Annotated in this window: 12 protein-coding genes; 3 read left to right on the forward strand and 9 right to left on the reverse strand. The window is 56.4% G+C overall.

The genetic code is table 11. The annotated features are described in order from the left end of the window. Position 1: 1 nt before the first annotated feature. From nifE to WC593_13270, 7 genes are all read right to left on the reverse strand, one after another. Positions 2–1,381, reverse strand: coding sequence for a nitrogenase iron-molybdenum cofactor biosynthesis protein NifE (gene nifE, locus WC593_13240; GenBank protein ID MFA4826111.1), 1,380 nt, complete (start codon positions 1,379–1,381; stop codon positions 2–4). Between the two features lie 25 nt (positions 1,382–1,406). Then, entirely contained in the window at positions 1,407–2,774 is a 1,368-nt protein-coding gene (nifK, locus tag WC593_13245) for a nitrogenase molybdenum-iron protein subunit beta (protein ID MFA4826112.1), read from the reverse strand. After that, positions 2,767–4,392 carry a nitrogenase molybdenum-iron protein alpha chain gene (nifD, locus tag WC593_13250; GenBank protein ID MFA4826113.1) on the reverse strand — a complete coding sequence of 542 codons (1,626 nt, stop codon included), beginning with the start codon at positions 4,390–4,392 and terminating at the stop codon, positions 2,767–2,769. Before nifD ends, nifK begins: the two co-directional genes overlap by 8 nt. A 14-nt stretch (positions 4,393–4,406) precedes the next feature. Further along, positions 4,407–4,826, reverse strand: a complete 420-nt coding sequence (locus tag WC593_13255; GenBank protein ID MFA4826114.1) for a P-II family nitrogen regulator — start codon at positions 4,824–4,826, stop codon at positions 4,407–4,409. A gap of 12 nt (positions 4,827–4,838) precedes the next feature. Next, positions 4,839–5,165, reverse strand: coding sequence for a P-II family nitrogen regulator (locus tag WC593_13260; GenBank protein MFA4826115.1), 327 nt, complete (start codon positions 5,163–5,165; stop codon positions 4,839–4,841). A gap of 48 nt (positions 5,166–5,213) precedes the next feature. After that, positions 5,214–6,041 (reverse strand): nitrogenase iron protein, encoded by an 828-nt coding sequence (gene nifH, locus WC593_13265; GenBank protein MFA4826116.1) that lies wholly within the window; start codon positions 6,039–6,041, stop codon positions 5,214–5,216. Positions 6,042–6,244: 203 nt separating this feature from the next. Further along, the gene (locus tag WC593_13270) at positions 6,245–6,439 is read right to left on the reverse strand and encodes a hypothetical protein (GenBank protein ID MFA4826117.1); all 195 of its coding nucleotides are present in this window, start codon (positions 6,437–6,439) and stop codon (positions 6,245–6,247) included. A gap of 534 nt (positions 6,440–6,973) precedes the next feature. Between WC593_13270 and kdpA the strand changes: the two genes are divergently transcribed. The 3 genes from kdpA to WC593_13285 are packed head-to-tail and all read left to right on the forward strand — an operon-like array spanning position 6,974 to position 13,473. Next, positions 6,974–9,379: a potassium-transporting ATPase subunit KdpA gene (gene kdpA, locus WC593_13275; GenBank protein ID MFA4826118.1), complete on the forward strand. Its 2,406-nt coding sequence runs from the start codon at positions 6,974–6,976 to the stop codon at positions 9,377–9,379. 2 nt (positions 9,380–9,381) lie between these two features. Further along, positions 9,382–11,487 (forward strand): potassium-transporting ATPase subunit KdpB, encoded by a 2,106-nt coding sequence (gene kdpB / locus WC593_13280; GenBank protein MFA4826119.1) that lies wholly within the window; start codon positions 9,382–9,384, stop codon positions 11,485–11,487. Positions 11,488–11,496: 9 nt separating this feature from the next. Further along, the gene (locus WC593_13285; protein ID MFA4826120.1) at positions 11,497–13,473 is read left to right on the forward strand and encodes a sensor histidine kinase KdpD; all 1,977 of its coding nucleotides are present in this window, start codon (positions 11,497–11,499) and stop codon (positions 13,471–13,473) included. A gap of 146 nt (positions 13,474–13,619) precedes the next feature. On the opposite strand, the gene WC593_13290 is transcribed toward WC593_13285, so the two are convergent. Both WC593_13290 and WC593_13295 read right to left on the reverse strand, forming a co-directional pair. Continuing rightward, positions 13,620–15,440 (reverse strand): PAS domain S-box protein, encoded by a 1,821-nt coding sequence (locus WC593_13290; protein ID MFA4826121.1) that lies wholly within the window; start codon positions 15,438–15,440, stop codon positions 13,620–13,622. After that, positions 15,440–17,293, reverse strand: a complete 1,854-nt coding sequence (locus WC593_13295; protein MFA4826122.1) for a PAS domain S-box protein — start codon at positions 17,291–17,293, stop codon at positions 15,440–15,442. Before WC593_13295 ends, WC593_13290 begins: the two co-directional genes overlap by 1 nt. Positions 17,294–17,360: the final 67 nt, after the last annotated feature.

Consider the following 17,360-nt stretch of genomic DNA (forward strand, 5'->3'; position numbering starts at 1 on the left):
CTCATACCCTCCTGCCTGCTGCTTTCAGCTGGCTCCATACCGGCGAGCACGTGGTGACATACACCTCGCGGGCAAACCGGACCGCCCCGTCAAAGCCGGCGAGCCCGTCTTTCCGGTCATGGTTGTGATCCACAAAACCGATGCCCAGTTTGTACGCAAGCACCCGTTCCTTGACGCCGCCGGCCATCACGTCGACATTCTTTTCGAGCAGGAATTTTTCCAGTTCGGCCGGGTTCGCGTCATCGATGATGATCGTGCCCGGGTCGAGCAGGGTGCTTAGGTTGTCGTACTCCTCTTTCTTCCCGGTCTGGGTGCCGGTGAGCACGATCTCCATGCCGAGTTCTTTGAGCTGGCGGATGATGGCGACAGCCTTGAAAGCCCCGCCGACATAGATTGCCGCCCGTTTGCCAGCCAGTTTTTTCCGGTAGTTCCGGAGGACCGGCTGGATCCGGGCCTGCTCTCGTTCGATCAGCGCCTCGGTCCGTCGGATCATCTCCGGGTCCCCGTAGAACTGTGCAATCTTCCGCAGGCTCTCGGCCGTATTCGCAGCACCGAAGAAGTTCACGTCAAGGTACGGGGTGCCGAACTCCTGCTCGAGGTGCATGGCCACCCAGTGCATGGAGCCGGTGCACTGGACCAGGTTCAGGCAGGCACCCGGCGCCTGCTTGAGAGCGGCAACGGTCGAATCCCCGGTGAACGCGACATTGATCTCAATGCCGATCTCCCGGAGGTACCGCTCGACCACCCATTTCTCGCCGCCGAGGTTATACTCGCCGAGGAAATTGAGTTTCTTTGTCTTTTCGATTGCAACTCCTTCGCCGGGCCGGATCAGCTGCATCAGCGCAATGGCTGCCGCCCGGTACCCGACCACCTTGTTGCCTGAGAGAAAACCGCTGGACTCGACCGGGATCACATCGGTGGCATGGCGGTGCGATGCCGCTTTGCAGACCGCGATGATATCGTCGCCGATCATGCCCGAGACACAGGTCGAGTACACGAAGATTGCCGGCGGGTGGTACTTGTCCACGATCTCGTCGATGCATGCGGCAAGCTTCTTCTCGCCGCCAAAGACCACGTCCCGCTCTTTCATGTCGGTGGAAAAGCTGTTCCGGTACATCTCGGAACCGCTCGACAGGCTCCCCCGGATGTCCCACGTGTAGGTGGCACACCCGATCGGGCCGTGGACCAGGTGGACTGCATCCGTGACCGGGTTCAATACCACCCGGGCCCCGCAGAAGACACAGGCCCGCTGGCTGACGGAGCCGGCCAGGCTGTCGTCAGCGCAGTGGATACTGCTCTTGCTCTTGCCGGTCGTCATGATGGAGTTCTGGCGTTCGCTGATGCAGGCCGCACCTTCGGGCGTTACTGAGCTGGTATCCATGGTTTTTCCTCCCGGGCATTACCCGTTATAACACAAGTTCGAAATCTTCATCCAGGCAGTCGCGGTCCCGGCGTTCCAGGAGCGCGTTGCTGATCTGCTCGATCAGGCGCAGGCATCCCCGGTAGCCGACCACCGGCATGAGCGGGTGGACGGCCCGGTCCAGGATGGGAAAGCCGAAGCGGACGAACGGGACATCCTCGGCCCGGGCAATGTACTTGCCATACGAGGTGCCGATCAGGAGATCGACCGGGGCCTCTTTGATCCATTGCTGGAGTTCGAAGAGGTCGCCTTCTGCTTTGACTCTGGCGCCGGTGATTCCCGCTTCTTCGAGCATCTTCTTAATCTCCGTCTCGAAGGCTTTGCCGGGTGTGCCCGTGAGGACATACACCGGGACCATGCCCATTGCGAGCAGGAACTCGGTGAGCGCGATCACGTGATCGGGGTCACCGAAAACTGCGACGCGTTTTCCCTGGTAGTGGAAGTGCGTGTCGATCAGCGTATCCACAACCTGCCCGCGTTCGAGCGTGAGGGACGCGGGGATCTCGACCCCGAACCAGTCCTTTACGGCCATGATGAAATCATCGGTTGCTTTGATCCCGATGGGCAGCTTGAGCGGAATGCCGGTGACCCCGCATTTCTCCTGCAGCACTTCGGCGGCATCGTGCGAGGCGTACGAGCCGAGCGCAAGCGTGACTTCCGAATTGCCGGAATCCCGGATCTCTGCGACCGTGGCACCGCCATCCGGGTACATCTGGTACCTGCTGGTCAGGGGGGTGTCGAGCACGTTGGAGGTGTCCGGGAACATGATCATCTTGATGCCGAGCAGGTCCACGATCCTGCGGATCTCCCGCATGTCGCCGGGATTGACAAAGCCGGGCAGGACATTCATCTGCGATTTTTTGCCCGTGCCGTCAGCCTGGGCGAGATACGAGACCATCGCTTTGCACATGCCGGAGAACCCGGTGATATGGGAGCCCTGGTAGCTCGGGGTGTTGACGTGGATGACCGTTTTTCCTTCCGGAATTTCTGCCGTTTTGATGATGTTGGGGAGATCGTCGCCGATCGTCTCGCTTAAGCAGGTGGTATGGACTGCCATGATCTCGGGATTGTAGATCGCAAAGACGTTCTTGATAGAGGTCTTTAAGTTGGCAGCGCCGCCAAAGACCGAGGCGCCTTCGGTAAAAGAACTGGACGACGCGAGCACCGGGTCCCGGAAATGCCGGGTGAGGTGCATGCGGTGGTACGCGCAGCAGCCCTGCGAGCCGTGGCTGTGGGGCAGGCAGCCGTGAATACCGAGCGCGGCATACATGGCGCCGAGCGGCTGACAGGTTTTTGCCGGGTTGATCTTGCCGGTCGTGTGGACGACCGGGCCTTCCGGTATGCATTCAAGCATGGGTTTCACTCCGTGGTTCTTCGGTTTTCTCCCAGGGGGGAGTGATCAGTTTCCAGGCCGGGGTGGTCAGGGCATTGACCACGTCCCGGGCAAAGTTCAGGGCGCCATTGTAGCCGGCGTAGGGTCCGCTGTAGTCGTAGGCGTGCAGCTGTTTGGAGGCAACGCCCATCTTGTGGACAATGTACTTGTCCCTGACTCCTGAGAGGAACAGGTCGGGTTTTGCCGTCCGGATCAAAACCTCGACTTCGTGGTGGTTTGCATCGTCGATGATCACCTGCCCGTCTTTCATGTTCGGGTAGATGCCCTCGTAGTAGTTGAGCGGGACTGCTTTTTTGAGTTCATCGTATTTCTCTTTGGACATGTTCAGGTGGACATGGGCTTCGCGGTACATTTTTTCATCGGCAACAAGATGGAGCTCGGGAATATTTTTTGAGTCAGCATCGGTCTTGATCGTGGGGATGACCTGGCGGCCTTCGTAGTCGTCCCGGTGGGCGAACTCGTAGCCGGCGATGATCATCTCCATGCCAAGGTCGCGGAGCAGGTACTGGTAGTGGTGGCTCCGCGAGCCGCCGACGATTGCAAACGCAGTTTTGCCTTTGAGGATCTTACCGTACTGCTCGAGGACCGGCGCGATCCGTGCGGTCTCCCGCTCGATGACCACTTCGGTCTGCTTCACGAGTTCCTCGTCCCCGAAGCACTGTGCCATCTGGCGCAGCGACTGGTTGGTGGAGTCGATCCCGATGAAGTTGACTTTTAGCCACGGTGTTCCGTACTTCGTCTCCATCATCTCAGCGATGTAGTTGATCGAGCGGTGGCACTGCACGAGGTTGAGGTCCGCGAGGTGCAGGTTTTTGATGTCTACGTAACTGGAATCCCCGGTCAGGACGCAGTTGACCGTGTAGCCGATCTCTTTGAGGATCCGTTCCAGTTCCCAGCCGTCGCCGCCGATGTTGTACTCCCCGAGCAGGTTGATGACGTGGTTGCCGGGTTTGCGCTCAGCGCCGGTACCGATGACTTTTTCCATGAGGTTGTTGTTGGCGATGTGGTGGCCGGCCGACTGGCTGACCCCTTTGTAGCCTTCGCAGTTGTACGCGAGCACCTGGATCCCGTGGCGTTCTTCAGCAGCTTTTGCTACTGCCCCGATGTCATCGCCGATGAGACCGACCGGGCAGGTGGCGCAGATGTTGATCGCCCGGGGGTGGAATGCGGCCACGACCTCGTCGATCATCTTTGCGAGTTTCTTCTCCCCGCCAAAGACGATGTCGGGCTCCTGCATGTCGGTGATGAAGCAGAGCTGGGAGTAGATCTTGTCTTTCGGGGTCGTGTCATCCGCCCGGGCCTTGTTGCGCCGGGTTCCCCAGCTGTAGTACCCGCAGCCGACCGGGCCGTGGGTGATGGTGATCATATCCTTGATCGGGCCCACGACCACGCCTTTGCACCCGGCGTACGCACAGCCGCGCTGCGAGATGATGCCGGGAATCGTCCGCGTGTTCGCCTCGATCTGCGGACAGCATGCCGCTGCCTCGTTCTTTACGATGAGATGCTTCTTCCGGTTTTTCTTAACCAAATCCGGGTAGGGTACGAGCATCTCCTCTAAGGTTCCGTCTATTTCTGCCATGTTTTCCTCCCGGTTTACCAGATAGCCGCTTCCCCAGCTTCGCCGGTGCGCACGCGGACCGCGTCGGCAACCGGCATTACAAAGATTGTTCCGTCGCCAATCCCGTACTCTGTCCTGTTCGCGTTTGCGATCGCCTCGATGATCCGGGGGACATCGTCATCGTGCGCCAGGATCGTGAACAGGCGCCGCGGGAAGGACCGCGAGCCGTCCAGGAAACTGGTGACGATCTTGTCCGTATCCCCGGATTCGCTGAACTCGTCCATTCCCATGGAGAGGAGTTTTTCTTTGCATTCCTCGATCGCTTTTGGATCGGTGACCAGCCGGCCCCGCCCGAGTACCTTGACCGCGGTAAACCCGGCAACGCCGGTGGCGATGAGGGCTTTTTTCGTGGCGCCGGTCTTCTTCATCCGGACGATCGCCATAATTTCTTTCATCGTGCTCCTCCTTTAGAGACCCCGGGTTCCCTTCGAGATAGTGTAGACCTCATCGACCGGGCTCACAAAGATCTTGCCGTCGCCAAAGGTGCCTTCGGTTCCGGTCTTTGCGATGGCCAGGATCATCTTTATGACCTTATCCTTGGCATCCTCCGGGATAACCATCAGGATGAGCGTCTTTGGGATCTCATCGTAGACCATCCCCCCGATCTTGATCCCTTTCTGCTTTCCCCGGCCCACGACATCGACCATAGTCGCTGCATTGAATCCTGCAGAGGAGAGTTCAGCAAGCACTTCGTCTTTCTTTTCCGGCCGCACAATTGCACGTATCAGTAACACTGTTTCACATCCGCCTTTTTTCTCTCGTGTTTGAATTTTTTCCGCACTTCACATCGCGTCGAGGAACCCGTGCTGCATCATGAGCTCTTCCAGGCGTTCCTGTTTCATGGGTTTCGGGATGACGAACAGCTTGTTCTCATCGATGGCTTTTGCCAGGTTCCGGTACTCGTTGGCCTGCCCGGAGGTCGGGTCGAAGTCGATGACGGTCTTCTTGTGGATCTCGGCCCGCTGGACGAGGTTGTCACGCGGGACGAAGTAGATGAGCTGGGACCCGAGCTCCTCGGCAAATGCCTTGAGGAGCGGAAGTTCGTTGTCGACTTTCCTGCTGTTGCAGATGATCCCGCCGAGCCTCACTTTTCCGTTATCGGCGTATTTCTTGATCCCTTTTGCAATATTGTTGGCTGCATAGAGCGCCATCAGTTCACCGGATGCCACGATGTAGATCTCTTCTGCCTTTCCTTCCCGGATTGGCATCGCGAATCCGCCGCAGACCACGTCGCCGAGCACATCGTAGAAGACATAGTCGAGGTCGTCTGTGTAGGCACCGAGCGATTCGAGCAGGTTGATGGACGTGATGATGCCGCGGCCGGCACAGCCGACCCCCGGCTCCGGTCCTCCCGATTCAACGCACCGGGTGTTGCCGAACCCGGGCTTGAGGATTGCATCGAGTTCGATGTCATCGCCTTCATCCCGCAGGGTGTCAAGCACCGTCTTCTGGCACAGGCCATGGAGCAGGAGCCTTGTTGAGTCTGCTTTCGGGTCGCACCCGACCACCATGACTTTCTTTCCCGCTTCTGCCAGTGCTGCAACCGTGTTCTGGGTTGTAGTCGATTTGCCGATACCGCCTTTTCCGTAAATTGCCACTTGTCGTTTCATTGTTATAAGCCTCCTTTCTTCGCCAGTTTTTTTTATATGCTGCCTGTCGGATTTCTGAAATGTAATTAAATTTTTTTTTAAACGGGAATTCTCCAGAGATTCCCGATCACTGCGGGTTGCCGTCCGGACACAATTTCCTAATCCGGCCTCCCCCGGATCCCCTGTTTTTGCGGGATCATCCATACCCAACTCCCGGTTCGGGATCAACTAACATCAACGTGCAGGGTTTCCGGCAGCGTTGCCTTGATCTTTCCGCCCAGGGGTAAGCAGGTGAGTTCGACCTTCGGTCCGGAATTCTTTGGCATGATACGCATTCGCAGCGTACCAGGCTCAGTCATCATCCGGGGGATTTCCGATGAGCCGGTTCCCCCTGGACGATAGCGTGTGTTCTGGTGCATGGTCCCTCCTTTTTCGTATTACACAGAAATGTTCTTCTTACAAATATTTATATGTACTAGTAGGAACCTTCCTTCCATCAAACTGAATGATAGATAATGAAGAATTGCCTTAGTATCAACGGTAATGAGAATTCCTGTATGCCTCATTACGGTAAGAGATCTGTACGATTCCACCGGGCGCAGAAAAAACAGGTTTTTTCCCTTGGATCGGTCTACCCTACCAGTCAAAAAAGGGGCTGTTGTAAGCCCGCTAAATTGCACGGTCAAAATCCTTTTAATACGTGTGTATGAATTCCTGATCATAAACCGGATTTCTTTTCCGCGCGATGTCATGTTTTTATACTGCGATGCATGGAATAATTCTTCCACCAGCGCAGACTTTTCCGGCGTGATCCAGAATTCAAATCCTTTTTTCCCTGTTTGCAACGCCTTCACAATCGTCAATGGGCATAAATACCGCCAGCATGAACACAAGAATAGTAGCACTTTCTTCCAGTACGGATTGGAGTCAATGAGATCAGAGGCAGTACTTCTATGGATTTAAAACCCGTCCCCTCGATAATCCGGAACCAGCTGAAACCAGCAATCGTTATTTTTCTCCTGCTCACGCTTATCACCGGGATTTTTTATCCTCTTTTCATCACCGGGATCGCACTGGTGGTCTTTCCTGTACAGGCCAACGGCAACCTCATCGTTCATGACGGGACCGTTGCCGGTTCAGCACTCATCGGGCAGCCGTTCACATCGCCGGGATATTTCTGGGGACGGCCTTCCGCCACTGCTCCGGTGCCCTATAACGCCGGGTTATCATCAGGTTCAAATCTCGGCCCCTCGAACCCGGCACTCGCAAGTGCGGTGAAGGCAAGGGTCGAAGCCCTTCATGCAGCAGATCCGGCCAACACGCTGCCGATCCCGGTCGATCTTGTCACCGCTTCGGGAAGCGGGCTGGACCCGGACATCAGTGTTGCCGCTGCATACTACCAGGTCCATCGCATTGCCCGGGAACGGAACCTGGGCGAGACGGATGTAAAAACGCTCGTAACCAGCCAGATCGAACCCCGGCAGTTCGGGATCTTTGGTGAACCCCGGGTCAATGTCCTGAAGCTCAACCTCGCGCTTGATGACATGAGCACCACTCATGTCGTCCCGTCATTCCCGTCACAGGCAGATCCTGTTTCACCGGATGGATCGGGATTGCGGATCCCGGACTGGATTGTTCTGATCCTCTTCATTGGTGTCTTTATCGTGACGGTCGTCCCGCTGGGCCGGTTCATGGTGAAGGTCCTCAAAGGGGAACCCCATCTCCTCTCGCCGGTTACCGGACCTCTCGAACACCGGCTCCTCGCATGGTCGCAGGTGAAGGCTGATGACGAGATGGACTGGAAGACCTTTGCTATTGCGATGATGGTCTTCTCGTTCATCGGAATCGTCTTCCTCTTTGTGCTCCAGCTGGCCCAGCCCGTCCTTCCGCTCAATCCTGCGGGAGTGGGATCGCCCTCGTGGGATCTTTCGCTCAACACCGCAGTCAGTTTCGTTTCCAACACCAACTGGCAGGCCTACGCCGGGGAGACCGGTGTCAGCTACCTCACCCAGATGATTGGCCTGTGCGTCCAGAACTTCACGTCGGCGGCTACGGGCCTCGCGGTCCTCGTCGGGCTCGCGTACGGCCTCTCCCGGAGGTCTGCCTCCACGATCGGAAACTTCTGGGTACTGCTCATACGGAGCGTAATGATCCTTCTGCCGCTCAGCATCATCATCGCGCTCATCCTCGTATCGCAGGGCACCGTCCAGACGCTTGGCGGGCCGATCACCGTGCCACTTCTCGATCCCGTAACGGATGCGAGCGGTGCCCTGGTCACCACCCAGACCCTCCCGCTCGGGCCCGCTGCATCCCAGATCGCGATCAAACAGCTCGGGGTGAACGGGGGCGGGTTCTTCAATACAAACTCGGCGCACCCGTTCGAGAATCCCACACCGTTTGTCAACTTCATCGAGATCATTGCAATCCTCCTGATCCCGGCAGCGCTCTGCTATTCCTTCGGCCGGTTGGTCGGGGCCGGGAGGAAAGGTGTAAGTATCCTGATCGCCATGACGATTATCTTCCTGCCGCTCCTTGGCCTTGCCATCTGGGCGGAACTCGGGAGCAATCCCGCATTTACCGGCATGGGAATCGACCAGACCACGACCGTTCTCCAGCCGGGCGGCAACATGGAGGGCAAGGAAGTGCGGTTTGGCATCATGCCCTCCGCCCTCTTCTCCGTGGTTACCACGGCAGCATCCTGTGGGGCGGTCAATTCAATGCACGACTCGTTTACCCCTCTCGGGGGTTTTGTCCAGCTGCTCATGATGCAGTTCGGGGAGGTGGTCTACGGGGGTATCGGGTCCGGCCTGTACGGCATGCTTATCTTTGTGATCATAGCGATGTTCATTGCCGGGCTGATGGTTGGCCGGACACCGGAATATCTCGGCAAGAAGATCGAGCCCCGGGAAATGGCCATTGCCATTATCATCATCCTCATCCCGATCTTCCTGATCCTAATCGGTACGGCAGTCGCAGTTCTTGTGGATCCGGGAAAAACGGCAATCCTCAACCCGGGCCCCCACGGTTTCTCGGAGATCCTGTATGCCTTTACCTCCACCGCACAAAATAACGGCAGTGCTTTTGCCGGTCTGTCTGTCAACAGCCCGTTCTATAACCTTATGACTGCTGCCTGCATGTTCATCGGCCGCTTCGGTGTAGCGGTTCTCACGCTTGCTCTTGCCGGCTCGCTGGTGGTAAAAAAGATCGTTCCGGCTGGGGAGGGAACGCTGTCCGACCACCGCCCGCTCTTCATCATCTGGCTGGTCTTTGTTGTTGTCATCATCGGGGCACTTAGTTTCCTTCCGGCTCTTGCGTTGGGTCCGATTGTCGAACATCTTATGCTCGGAGGGGGTGTCTGATTATGCCGGAACTCTCCGGAAAACGGAACTCCGGTGCGGTCCTGCCGGCAATCTACCAACGGGCGGTTATCGATGCGGTCATGAAGCTCGATCCGCGCCTGATGATCCGGAACCCGGTTATGTTCGTAGTCGAAGCCGGCAGCGCCTTAACGACCCTGCTCTGGCTCCAGGCGCTCACCGGGAACGGGGAAGCCCCGGCCGGGTTCATCGGTGCGATCTCCGCATGGCTCTGGTTCACGGTCCTCTTTGCAAATTTTGCCGAGGCACTCGCAGAAGGACGGGGCAAGGCGCAGGCAGAGTCGCTGCGGAAGATGCGGCAGGACACGATGGCAAAGAAGCTCTATCTCGGGTACGAGATCGTGAAAGGGAGGGAACCCGGTTCCGCCGATTACCTCGAAGCTTCCTCTGCAACCCTGCACAAGACCGATCTTTTCTACGTAAAAGCCGGGGATACGATCCCGGTCGATGGGGAAGTGGTTGAAGGGATAGCTTCGGTAAACGAGAGCGCGATCACGGGAGAAAGTGCGCCGGTCATACGGGAATCCGGCGGGGACCGGAGCGCTGTTACCGGGGGCACGGCAGTGCTTTCGGACTGGCTCATCATCCGGGTGAGCGCCAATGCCGGCGAGGGTTTCCTCGACCACATGATCAGTCTCGTGGAAGGAGCAAAGCGGCAGAAGACCCCGAACGAGATTGCACTGAATATCCTCCTTATCGGGCTGACTGCTGTCTTTCTCGTAGTCTGTGCAACGCTCTGGGCGTTCTCGGTGTACAGCGTACAGTCCGCAGGTGAAGGCATCCCGGTTACCATCACGGTCCTTGTTGCCCTGCTCGTCTGCCTCGCACCGACTACCATCGGCGGCCTGCTCAGCGCCATCGGCATCGCCGGTATGGACCGGCTTATCCGGCGCAACGTGATAACGACCTCGGGCAGGGCAATCGAAGCAGCGGGTGACGTGGATGTCCTCCTGCTCGACAAGACCGGCACGATCACCCTCGGCAACCGGCAGGCCGTCGAGCTGATCCCGGTTGACGGGACGGATATCATGGTGCTGGTGGAAACCGCACAGCTCGCATCGCTCGCCGATGAGACCCCAGAAGGCCGCAGCATCGTCGTTCTGGCAAAAGAGAAATACGGGCTTCGCGGCCGGACCGTCGGGGCAACGGAATCCGGTACCGGGATGCAGTTCGTCCCGTTCTCGAGCCAGACCCGGATGAGCGGTGTCGATGTCGACAATGTATATATCCGGAAGGGCGCCGCAGATGTGATCTTCAGGCATATCGAAACGAATGGCAATCCCGTGTCAGATGCCCTCAGGAAAGAAATAGAGACCATTTCCCTTGCTGGGGGGACCCCGCTTGTTGTCACGAAGAACGGCAAAGCACTGGGTGTCGTTCATTTAAAAGATATCGTGAAGGGCGGAATCAGGGAGCGTTTTGCCCAGCTCCGGAAGATGGGGATCAAAACGGTCATGATAACGGGTGACAATCGCCTGACTGCCGCGACTATTGCGGCAGAAGCCGGTGTCGATGATTTCCTTGCAGAAGCAACGCCCGAGAGCAAACTCAACCTTATCCGCGAGTACCAGACCGGAGGACGGATGGTGGCCATGACGGGAGATGGGACCAACGATGCCCCGGCCCTTGCCCAGGCTGATGTTGCCGTTGCCATGAATACCGGCACCCAGCCGGCACGCGAAGCGGCGAACATGATCGATCTCGATAGCAACCCGACAAAACTGATCGAGATCGTCGAAATTGGGAAACAACTCCTCATGACCCGGGGGGCACTCACTACGTTCTCGATCGCAAACGATCTTGCAAAATATTTCGTGATCATCCCGGCAGCATTCATAAGCACGTATCCTGCACTTGCAGCGCTGAATTTCCTGGGCCTCCACAACGCGATCCTCTCTGCCGTGATCTTCAATGCACTGATCATCGTTGCCCTCATCCCGCTTGCGCTCCAGGGCGTAACCTATCGTCCGATGACGGCAGAAGTTGCCCTGCGGAATAACATAGTCATCTATGGTATAGGCGGGATCATTGCCCCGTTTATCGGCATAAAGATTATCGATATGGTGCTCGTACTGATGGGTGTGGTGTGATGAGGTTCCATGGTCGTCTCTCCTGAATGTCGTCCCGATCCCGATCTTCTCCTTGCCCGCGTGCAGGGTGAGGAGCGGCGGAAGCACCGGGGCAAACTGAAAATTTTCCTTGGCTATATTGCAGGCGTCGGGAAAACCTACGAGATGCTCAAGGCAGCACACCTCCGGCACACCGAAGGAGTTGATGTCAAAGCCGGGTATGTTGAAACCCACGGCAGGCCCGAGACCGAAGCGCTGCTCGAAGGGCTCACCCTCATTCCCCGGAAGCAGATGGAGTACCGGGGGGTCACGCTTCCGGAGTTCGACCTCGATGCAACGCTTCGTTGCCGGCCATCGCTCGTTCTTGTCGATGAACTCGCCCATACCAATGTTCCCGGGTCCCGGCACGCCAAACGCTACCAGGATGTCGAGGAATTGCTCGATGCCGGCATCGATGTCTATACCACGTTAAATGTCCAGCATATAGAGAGCCTGAATGATGTTGTTGCCCAGATCACCGGGGTGCTCGTGCGTGAGACGATTCCCGACCGGGTGATCGATGAAGCAGCAGAGATCGAGGTCGTCGATCTCGCACCGCCGGAACTTCTCCAGCGGTTGCGGGACGGGAAAGTCTATGTTCCCGATATGGCAGCACGGGCGATCGAGCAGTTCTTCAACGAGGGAAATCTCTACGCGCTGCGTGAACTTATTCTCCGCCGTGCCGCAGAGCGGGTTGATGAACAGATGCTCGCCTATATGCAGACCCGGGCGATCCCGGGCCCGTGGGCTGCGGGAGAACATATCCTTGTTTCTGTCGGCCCCAGTCCGTTATCCGAGCGGCTGATACGGACCGCCCGGCGGCAGGCTGACCGCATGGGAGCCCAGTGGACTGCCATCTACGTTGAGACCCCGGCGCACCACCGCCTTTCAAAAGAAGCCAAGGAACAACTGACGCGGACCCTGCAGCTTGCCGAGAAACTGGGAGCCACCAGCGTCACCCTGTTCGGGCTCAATATCGCGTCGACCGTGATCGATTATGCACGCCGGCACAATATCACCCGCATCGTCATCGGAAAAACACTCCGCCCGCGATGGCAGGAATACGTTTTCGGGTCCGTTGTCGACCAGCTCATCCACTACAGCGGCAATATCGATGTCTACGTGATCAGCAGCAATGAGCATATCCCGCAGAAAATGGTCGACCTGGAACTCCTGCTGCCCGTAACTCCCCCGAAGGATTACCTCGCGAGTTTTGCCCTTATCACGATCATTACCATCATCGGCTGGCTGGTCAAATCGTTCATATCACCGACGAATCTTGCCATGCTCTACCTCCTCGCGGTGGTTGTCATTGCATTCAGGAGAGGACTGCGGCCGGCCATCTTTACTGCCATCATCGGGGTTCTTGCCTTTGATTTCTTCTTTATCCCCCCGTACCTCACGTTCCGGGTGACCGATACCGAATACGTCATCACATTTGCGGGCATGATTATTGTCGGTGCCCTGGTCAGCCTGCTGGTCACCCGGGTACGCGAGCATGCCTTTGCCGCCCAGGAGCGGGAGAAGGAGACCGGGACGCTGTACGCGCTTTCGCAGGACCTCACGGTTGCTGCGGATGCAGATTCCATCATCGTGGCGGTAACCCGGCATATCCGGGAAATTTTCCAGTGGGAAAGCGTGGTCCTTCTCCCGGACAGGGACTCTCTCACCGCTCACCCGCTGGGTCACGGGCTTGTCCTGAATGCAGATGACATTGCCGTAGCGACCTGGGCTTTCCAGCATGGTGCCGTTGCCGGTTATGATACCGATACCCTCCATGGGTCCCGGCTCCGGTACATTCCGCTGCAGAGTTCGGCGGGCGTGCTTGGGATCCTGGGAGTAAAACCCGCTGAACCCGATGGCATCATTACTCATGAGCAGGAGCGTATCCTCACGGCGTTTGCCAACCAGATGGCTCTTGCGCTTGAGCGGGTGCAGCTGGCCAGGACTTCCCAAAACAAAAGATAGACCTCCACTATCTTCTTCTTATAAAAACCGGGGCAAAGGAAAAAGAGAGGTGTATCATCACCATCTCCTGACCTTCTGCCCGTAGTCTCCCGCTTTGGTGTTGTAACCGTAAGACGGAAGATATCCCCCCTCTTAAAAAAGGGAATTTATCTCCCGCTGGTAAGCCGCCACATTCCTTTTGGCACCGCCATCTCGAACCGTGCCCCTTTGCCCGGCTCTCCGTTCTCGAGGATCGTTATGCCGGTGATCGAGAGGATCTCCTTTGACAGGAACAGGCCAAGACCCGTATGTCTTCCGAACCCTTTTTCAAAGATATTCTTCTTATCCTCTGCGGGAATACCTTTGCCATTATCGCGATAGATAATGATGAGATTGTCCTCCTTCTCCTGCACTGCATACTCCATTTCCGTTACGCTCTCCCCGTGGCGGAGGGAATTTTCCATAATGTTGTAGAACACCTTCGTGATGAGGGGATCGGCAAAGATCTCCCGGCCGGCCACGGAGTTGTTAATTTTCACATTCCGGGGTTTCAGCTCCCCTGATGCGGAGTGGATCACTTCTAAAAGGCTCTGCCATTTCGGTGCCTGTGCCCCGATGTCCTGGTAGGTGCTGGTAAACTCGATCTGCCCCTCAATCGCCTCGACGATCTCTTCTTCCTTCCGGACATATTCCAGGAAATCCGGATTGTCTCCTGCCTCTTTTGAGAGTTCAAGGTAAGTCCGCAGTGCCATCAGCTTGTTCAGGATATCATGCCGGGTGATACCATTGAGCATCGTGAGTTTCTTATTCATCTGGAGCATTGCATCTTCAGACCGTTTGCGCTCGGTGACGTCGCGGTCAATGCCCCTGAACCCGGTGATTTCACCCCCGGCACCTACAATGGGAGTGATGGCACTTTCGAATAACCGGACAGAACCGTCTTTTTTCAGCCACCGTATGGTCGTAGTATACGGTGTGCTATCTTTATCCTCAATACAACTGGCGATCATTTCCCCGATCCGGATCTCATCGTCAGGATGGATATGGGGAAAGATGCTGCTGCCCACGATCTCGCTGACCTGGTATCCTAACAGGTTAAGGACCGCAGGATTGCTGTAGGTATGTGTTCCTTCAAGGTCGATCTCCCAGACCCAGTCAGTTATGGTTTCAACCAGATTGCGATACTTCCTCTCGCTCTCCCCGAATGCCTGTTCCGCCCGCACGCGTTCGGTAATGTCCCGCATTGAGACCTGTGCACCGGCAAATGCACCCTCGTGCATAATCGGTACCGAATGCACATTGACGTAAATCACGCCCCCGTTTTTTTTCCGGATCTGTGTCTCAGAAATATCGATTGATTCACCTTTCATATTCGCGTGGATGCCATCCATGAATGCCTGGCTGCTCTGTGAAAAGATCGTTGCCACAGCAAATTCCTTTGGTTTGCCCACCAGTTCTTCCGGATCATACCCGATGATCGACCGTGCTGAGGGGGAGACATAGGTAGGGCTCACCTCTTTATCGAGGATCAGTATCACGTCAGAAGAACGTTCGAGTATGCCCCGGTATCTCTCTTCGCTCTCTGCAAGCGTTTCTTCTGCACGCCTGCGCGATACGGCATACCGGACCTTATTTGAAAGCTCGGTGTACTGTGATTTCGGTTCACCACCTTTCTGGATATAAAAATCAGCACCATTGTTGAGCGCCTGTATGGCAATCTCTTCGCGCCCCCGGCCGGTGAAGATGATGAACGGTGTTGTGTTTCCTGATGCTTTGAGCTGCCTGAGAAACGCGATCCCATCCATCTCCGGCATCATGTAATCGGAGATGATGGCATCGTACCGCTCCGTATTCAGGAGTGTGAGTGCCTCAGAGGCAGAAGTGACCGTATCGACGGTTAACGCTACGGCCCTCTCAAGATAAATTTTGCCGATGTCCAGGTGGGTTGGTTCATCATCGACATAAAGAATCCGGAGAGTATCTGCCATTAAGGAATATTATTTTCTGTAATCCGCCACATACCTTTCGGAATTGTCATCTCGAACCGTGCGCCTTTCCCCGGCTCACCGGTCTCGCGGATGGTGATCCCGGTGATATCGAGAATCTCCCGTGAAAGTGCCAGGCCAAGCCCGGTGTTCTTCCCAAATCCCCGGTCGAAGATCCGCTCCTTCTCATCAGCAGGAACCCCGTCGCCATCATCCTCGCATACGATCAGCTGGTCATTGCCGGACTCCTGCACAGAGAACCTGACGGTTGTTATCTTCCTGCCGTACCGCACGGCATTGTCCAGCAGGTTGTAAAAGACCTTGACAACCAACGGATCTGCAAATACTTCCCTGCCCGCAGGGAGATCGTTTTTCACCATGACCTGTCCGAGTGGGGCTTCCTTTGCAGCAGTATTGACCAGTGTCTGTATATCCTGCCATGCCGGCGCCGTGATCCCGATCTCTTCGTATTCTCTGGTGAACCGGATCATGGCTGCGATTCGCTCTGTGGCGGTTATTGCCTTCTGACAGAACGCGGTGAGAGTGGGATCGGGCTGCTGTGGTTTGAGTATGCCGAGATATCCGATCAGTCCCGTTAACTGGTTGTTGATATCGTGCCTTGTGATCGTGGAAAGGAGCGTGAGCTTTTTATTTGCCTGCTGGAATGCCGTTGAGATCTGAACGAGCTCTGCAGCACGCGCAGTGAGCTGATCTTCGAGTGCCTTTCTCCGGGTGATGTCAATGAGGAACAGGAGGGTAGCGGGGTTGTTGTGGAACTGGACCGGTTTTCTTTTCACGATCACCGATCGTTTGAGCCCCCCGTGGGCAATAAGGTCAATCTCATAGAGGGGAATTTCCCCCATTACCGGCTGTACCGCCATGCCGGCAGCCACACTCTTACGGGACTCTTCTGCTACATACAGGAGCAGGGGTGTTCCGACCATCGTTTCTGCATCATACTCCAGTGCCTTAGCCACGGATGGGTTTACATAGAGGATCTTCCCGTCTCGTCCGTATACAATAATATAATCGTGCAGGTTTTCCGCACGGCCCGGGTTGAATTGTTCGCGATCCGCTGGCAGGGCATCCACCCGTTTTTTCCCGGAAATATCCCTGACGGATCCCATAAACCCCTTAAGTGAACCATCCGGGTTTTTCTGGGGCACGATAGTGATGAGACCCTCTAAGAAGGTCCCGTCTTTTTTCTTAAACTGCAGGGAATAATCTTTTACCTGTCCATCCCGTTCGACCCTCGTGAGGAGAGCAGACCGTTCTTCCGGGTGAGCATAGAACGAAGGGACCGGCATCGCCAGCACTTCGTTGCAGCTGGCATAGCCAAACATTTCCTGTAAGGCATCATTACAATCAACCCACTGCCCATCCGGAGCGGTCATGAACAGGCCGTCCGGCGTTGTTTTGAAAAACTGGCGGTACCGCTCCCCGCTCTCCCGCAATGCGTCTTCTGCACGCCTCCGCGCTACAGCGGAACGAATCTGGTTTTGCAGCTCGGCAAACTGCGATTTCACGTCGCCGCCTTTCCGGATATAACAATCAGCACCCTCGTTGAGTGCTTCAATGACTACCTCTTCCCGTCCCCGTCCGGTGAAGATGATGAACGGGGTTGCATTTCCCGATCTTCTGAGCTGTTTCAGGAACGTGATGCCATCCATATCCGCCATGAGGTAATCGGAGATGATGGCGTCATAACGCTCCGTGGTCACCCGTTCCCGTGCCAGCCTGCCAGACGTGAGCGTATCGACCGTAAACCCTCCCGCTCTTTCAAGGAAGATCTTGGCAATCTCCCGCACGTCGGGGTCATCATCAACAAAGAGAACCCGGATCGCATCTGGTATCATAGCGATATTCCTGCTCTACAGTATGTTCCATTTTATATTAGGATAGTGCACAGGTTTTTTATGAAAC

The organism is Methanoregula sp. (genome assembly GCA_041645435.1).
GTDB lineage: Archaea > Halobacteriota > Methanomicrobia > Methanomicrobiales > Methanospirillaceae > Methanoregula.

Excerpts from the sequence above, each read along its gene's own strand:
- nifE (MFA4826111.1), bottom strand. The coding sequence starts at position 1,381 with ATGGATACCAGCTCAGTAACGCCCGAAGGTGCGGCCTGCATCAGCGAA.
- nifK (MFA4826112.1), bottom strand. The coding sequence starts at position 2,774 with ATGCTTGAATGCATACCGGAAGGCCCGGTCGTCCACACGACCGGCAAG.
- nifD (MFA4826113.1), bottom strand. The coding sequence starts at position 4,392 with ATGGCAGAAATAGACGGAACCTTAGAGGAGATGCTCGTACCCTACCCG.
- WC593_13255 (MFA4826114.1), bottom strand. The coding sequence starts at position 4,826 with ATGAAAGAAATTATGGCGATCGTCCGGATGAAGAAGACCGGCGCCACG.
- nifH (MFA4826116.1), bottom strand. The coding sequence starts at position 6,041 with ATGAAACGACAAGTGGCAATTTACGGAAAAGGCGGTATCGGCAAATCG.
- WC593_13270 (MFA4826117.1), bottom strand. The coding sequence starts at position 6,439 with ATGCACCAGAACACACGCTATCGTCCAGGGGGAACCGGCTCATCGGAA.
- kdpA (MFA4826118.1), top strand. The coding sequence starts at position 6,974 with ATGGATTTAAAACCCGTCCCCTCGATAATCCGGAACCAGCTGAAACCA.
- kdpB (MFA4826119.1), top strand. The coding sequence starts at position 9,382 with ATGCCGGAACTCTCCGGAAAACGGAACTCCGGTGCGGTCCTGCCGGCA.
- WC593_13285 (MFA4826120.1), top strand. The coding sequence starts at position 11,497 with ATGGTCGTCTCTCCTGAATGTCGTCCCGATCCCGATCTTCTCCTTGCC.
- WC593_13290 (MFA4826121.1), bottom strand. The coding sequence starts at position 15,440 with ATGGCAGATACTCTCCGGATTCTTTATGTCGATGATGAACCAACCCAC.
- WC593_13295 (MFA4826122.1), bottom strand. The coding sequence starts at position 17,293 with ATGATACCAGATGCGATCCGGGTTCTCTTTGTTGATGATGACCCCGAC.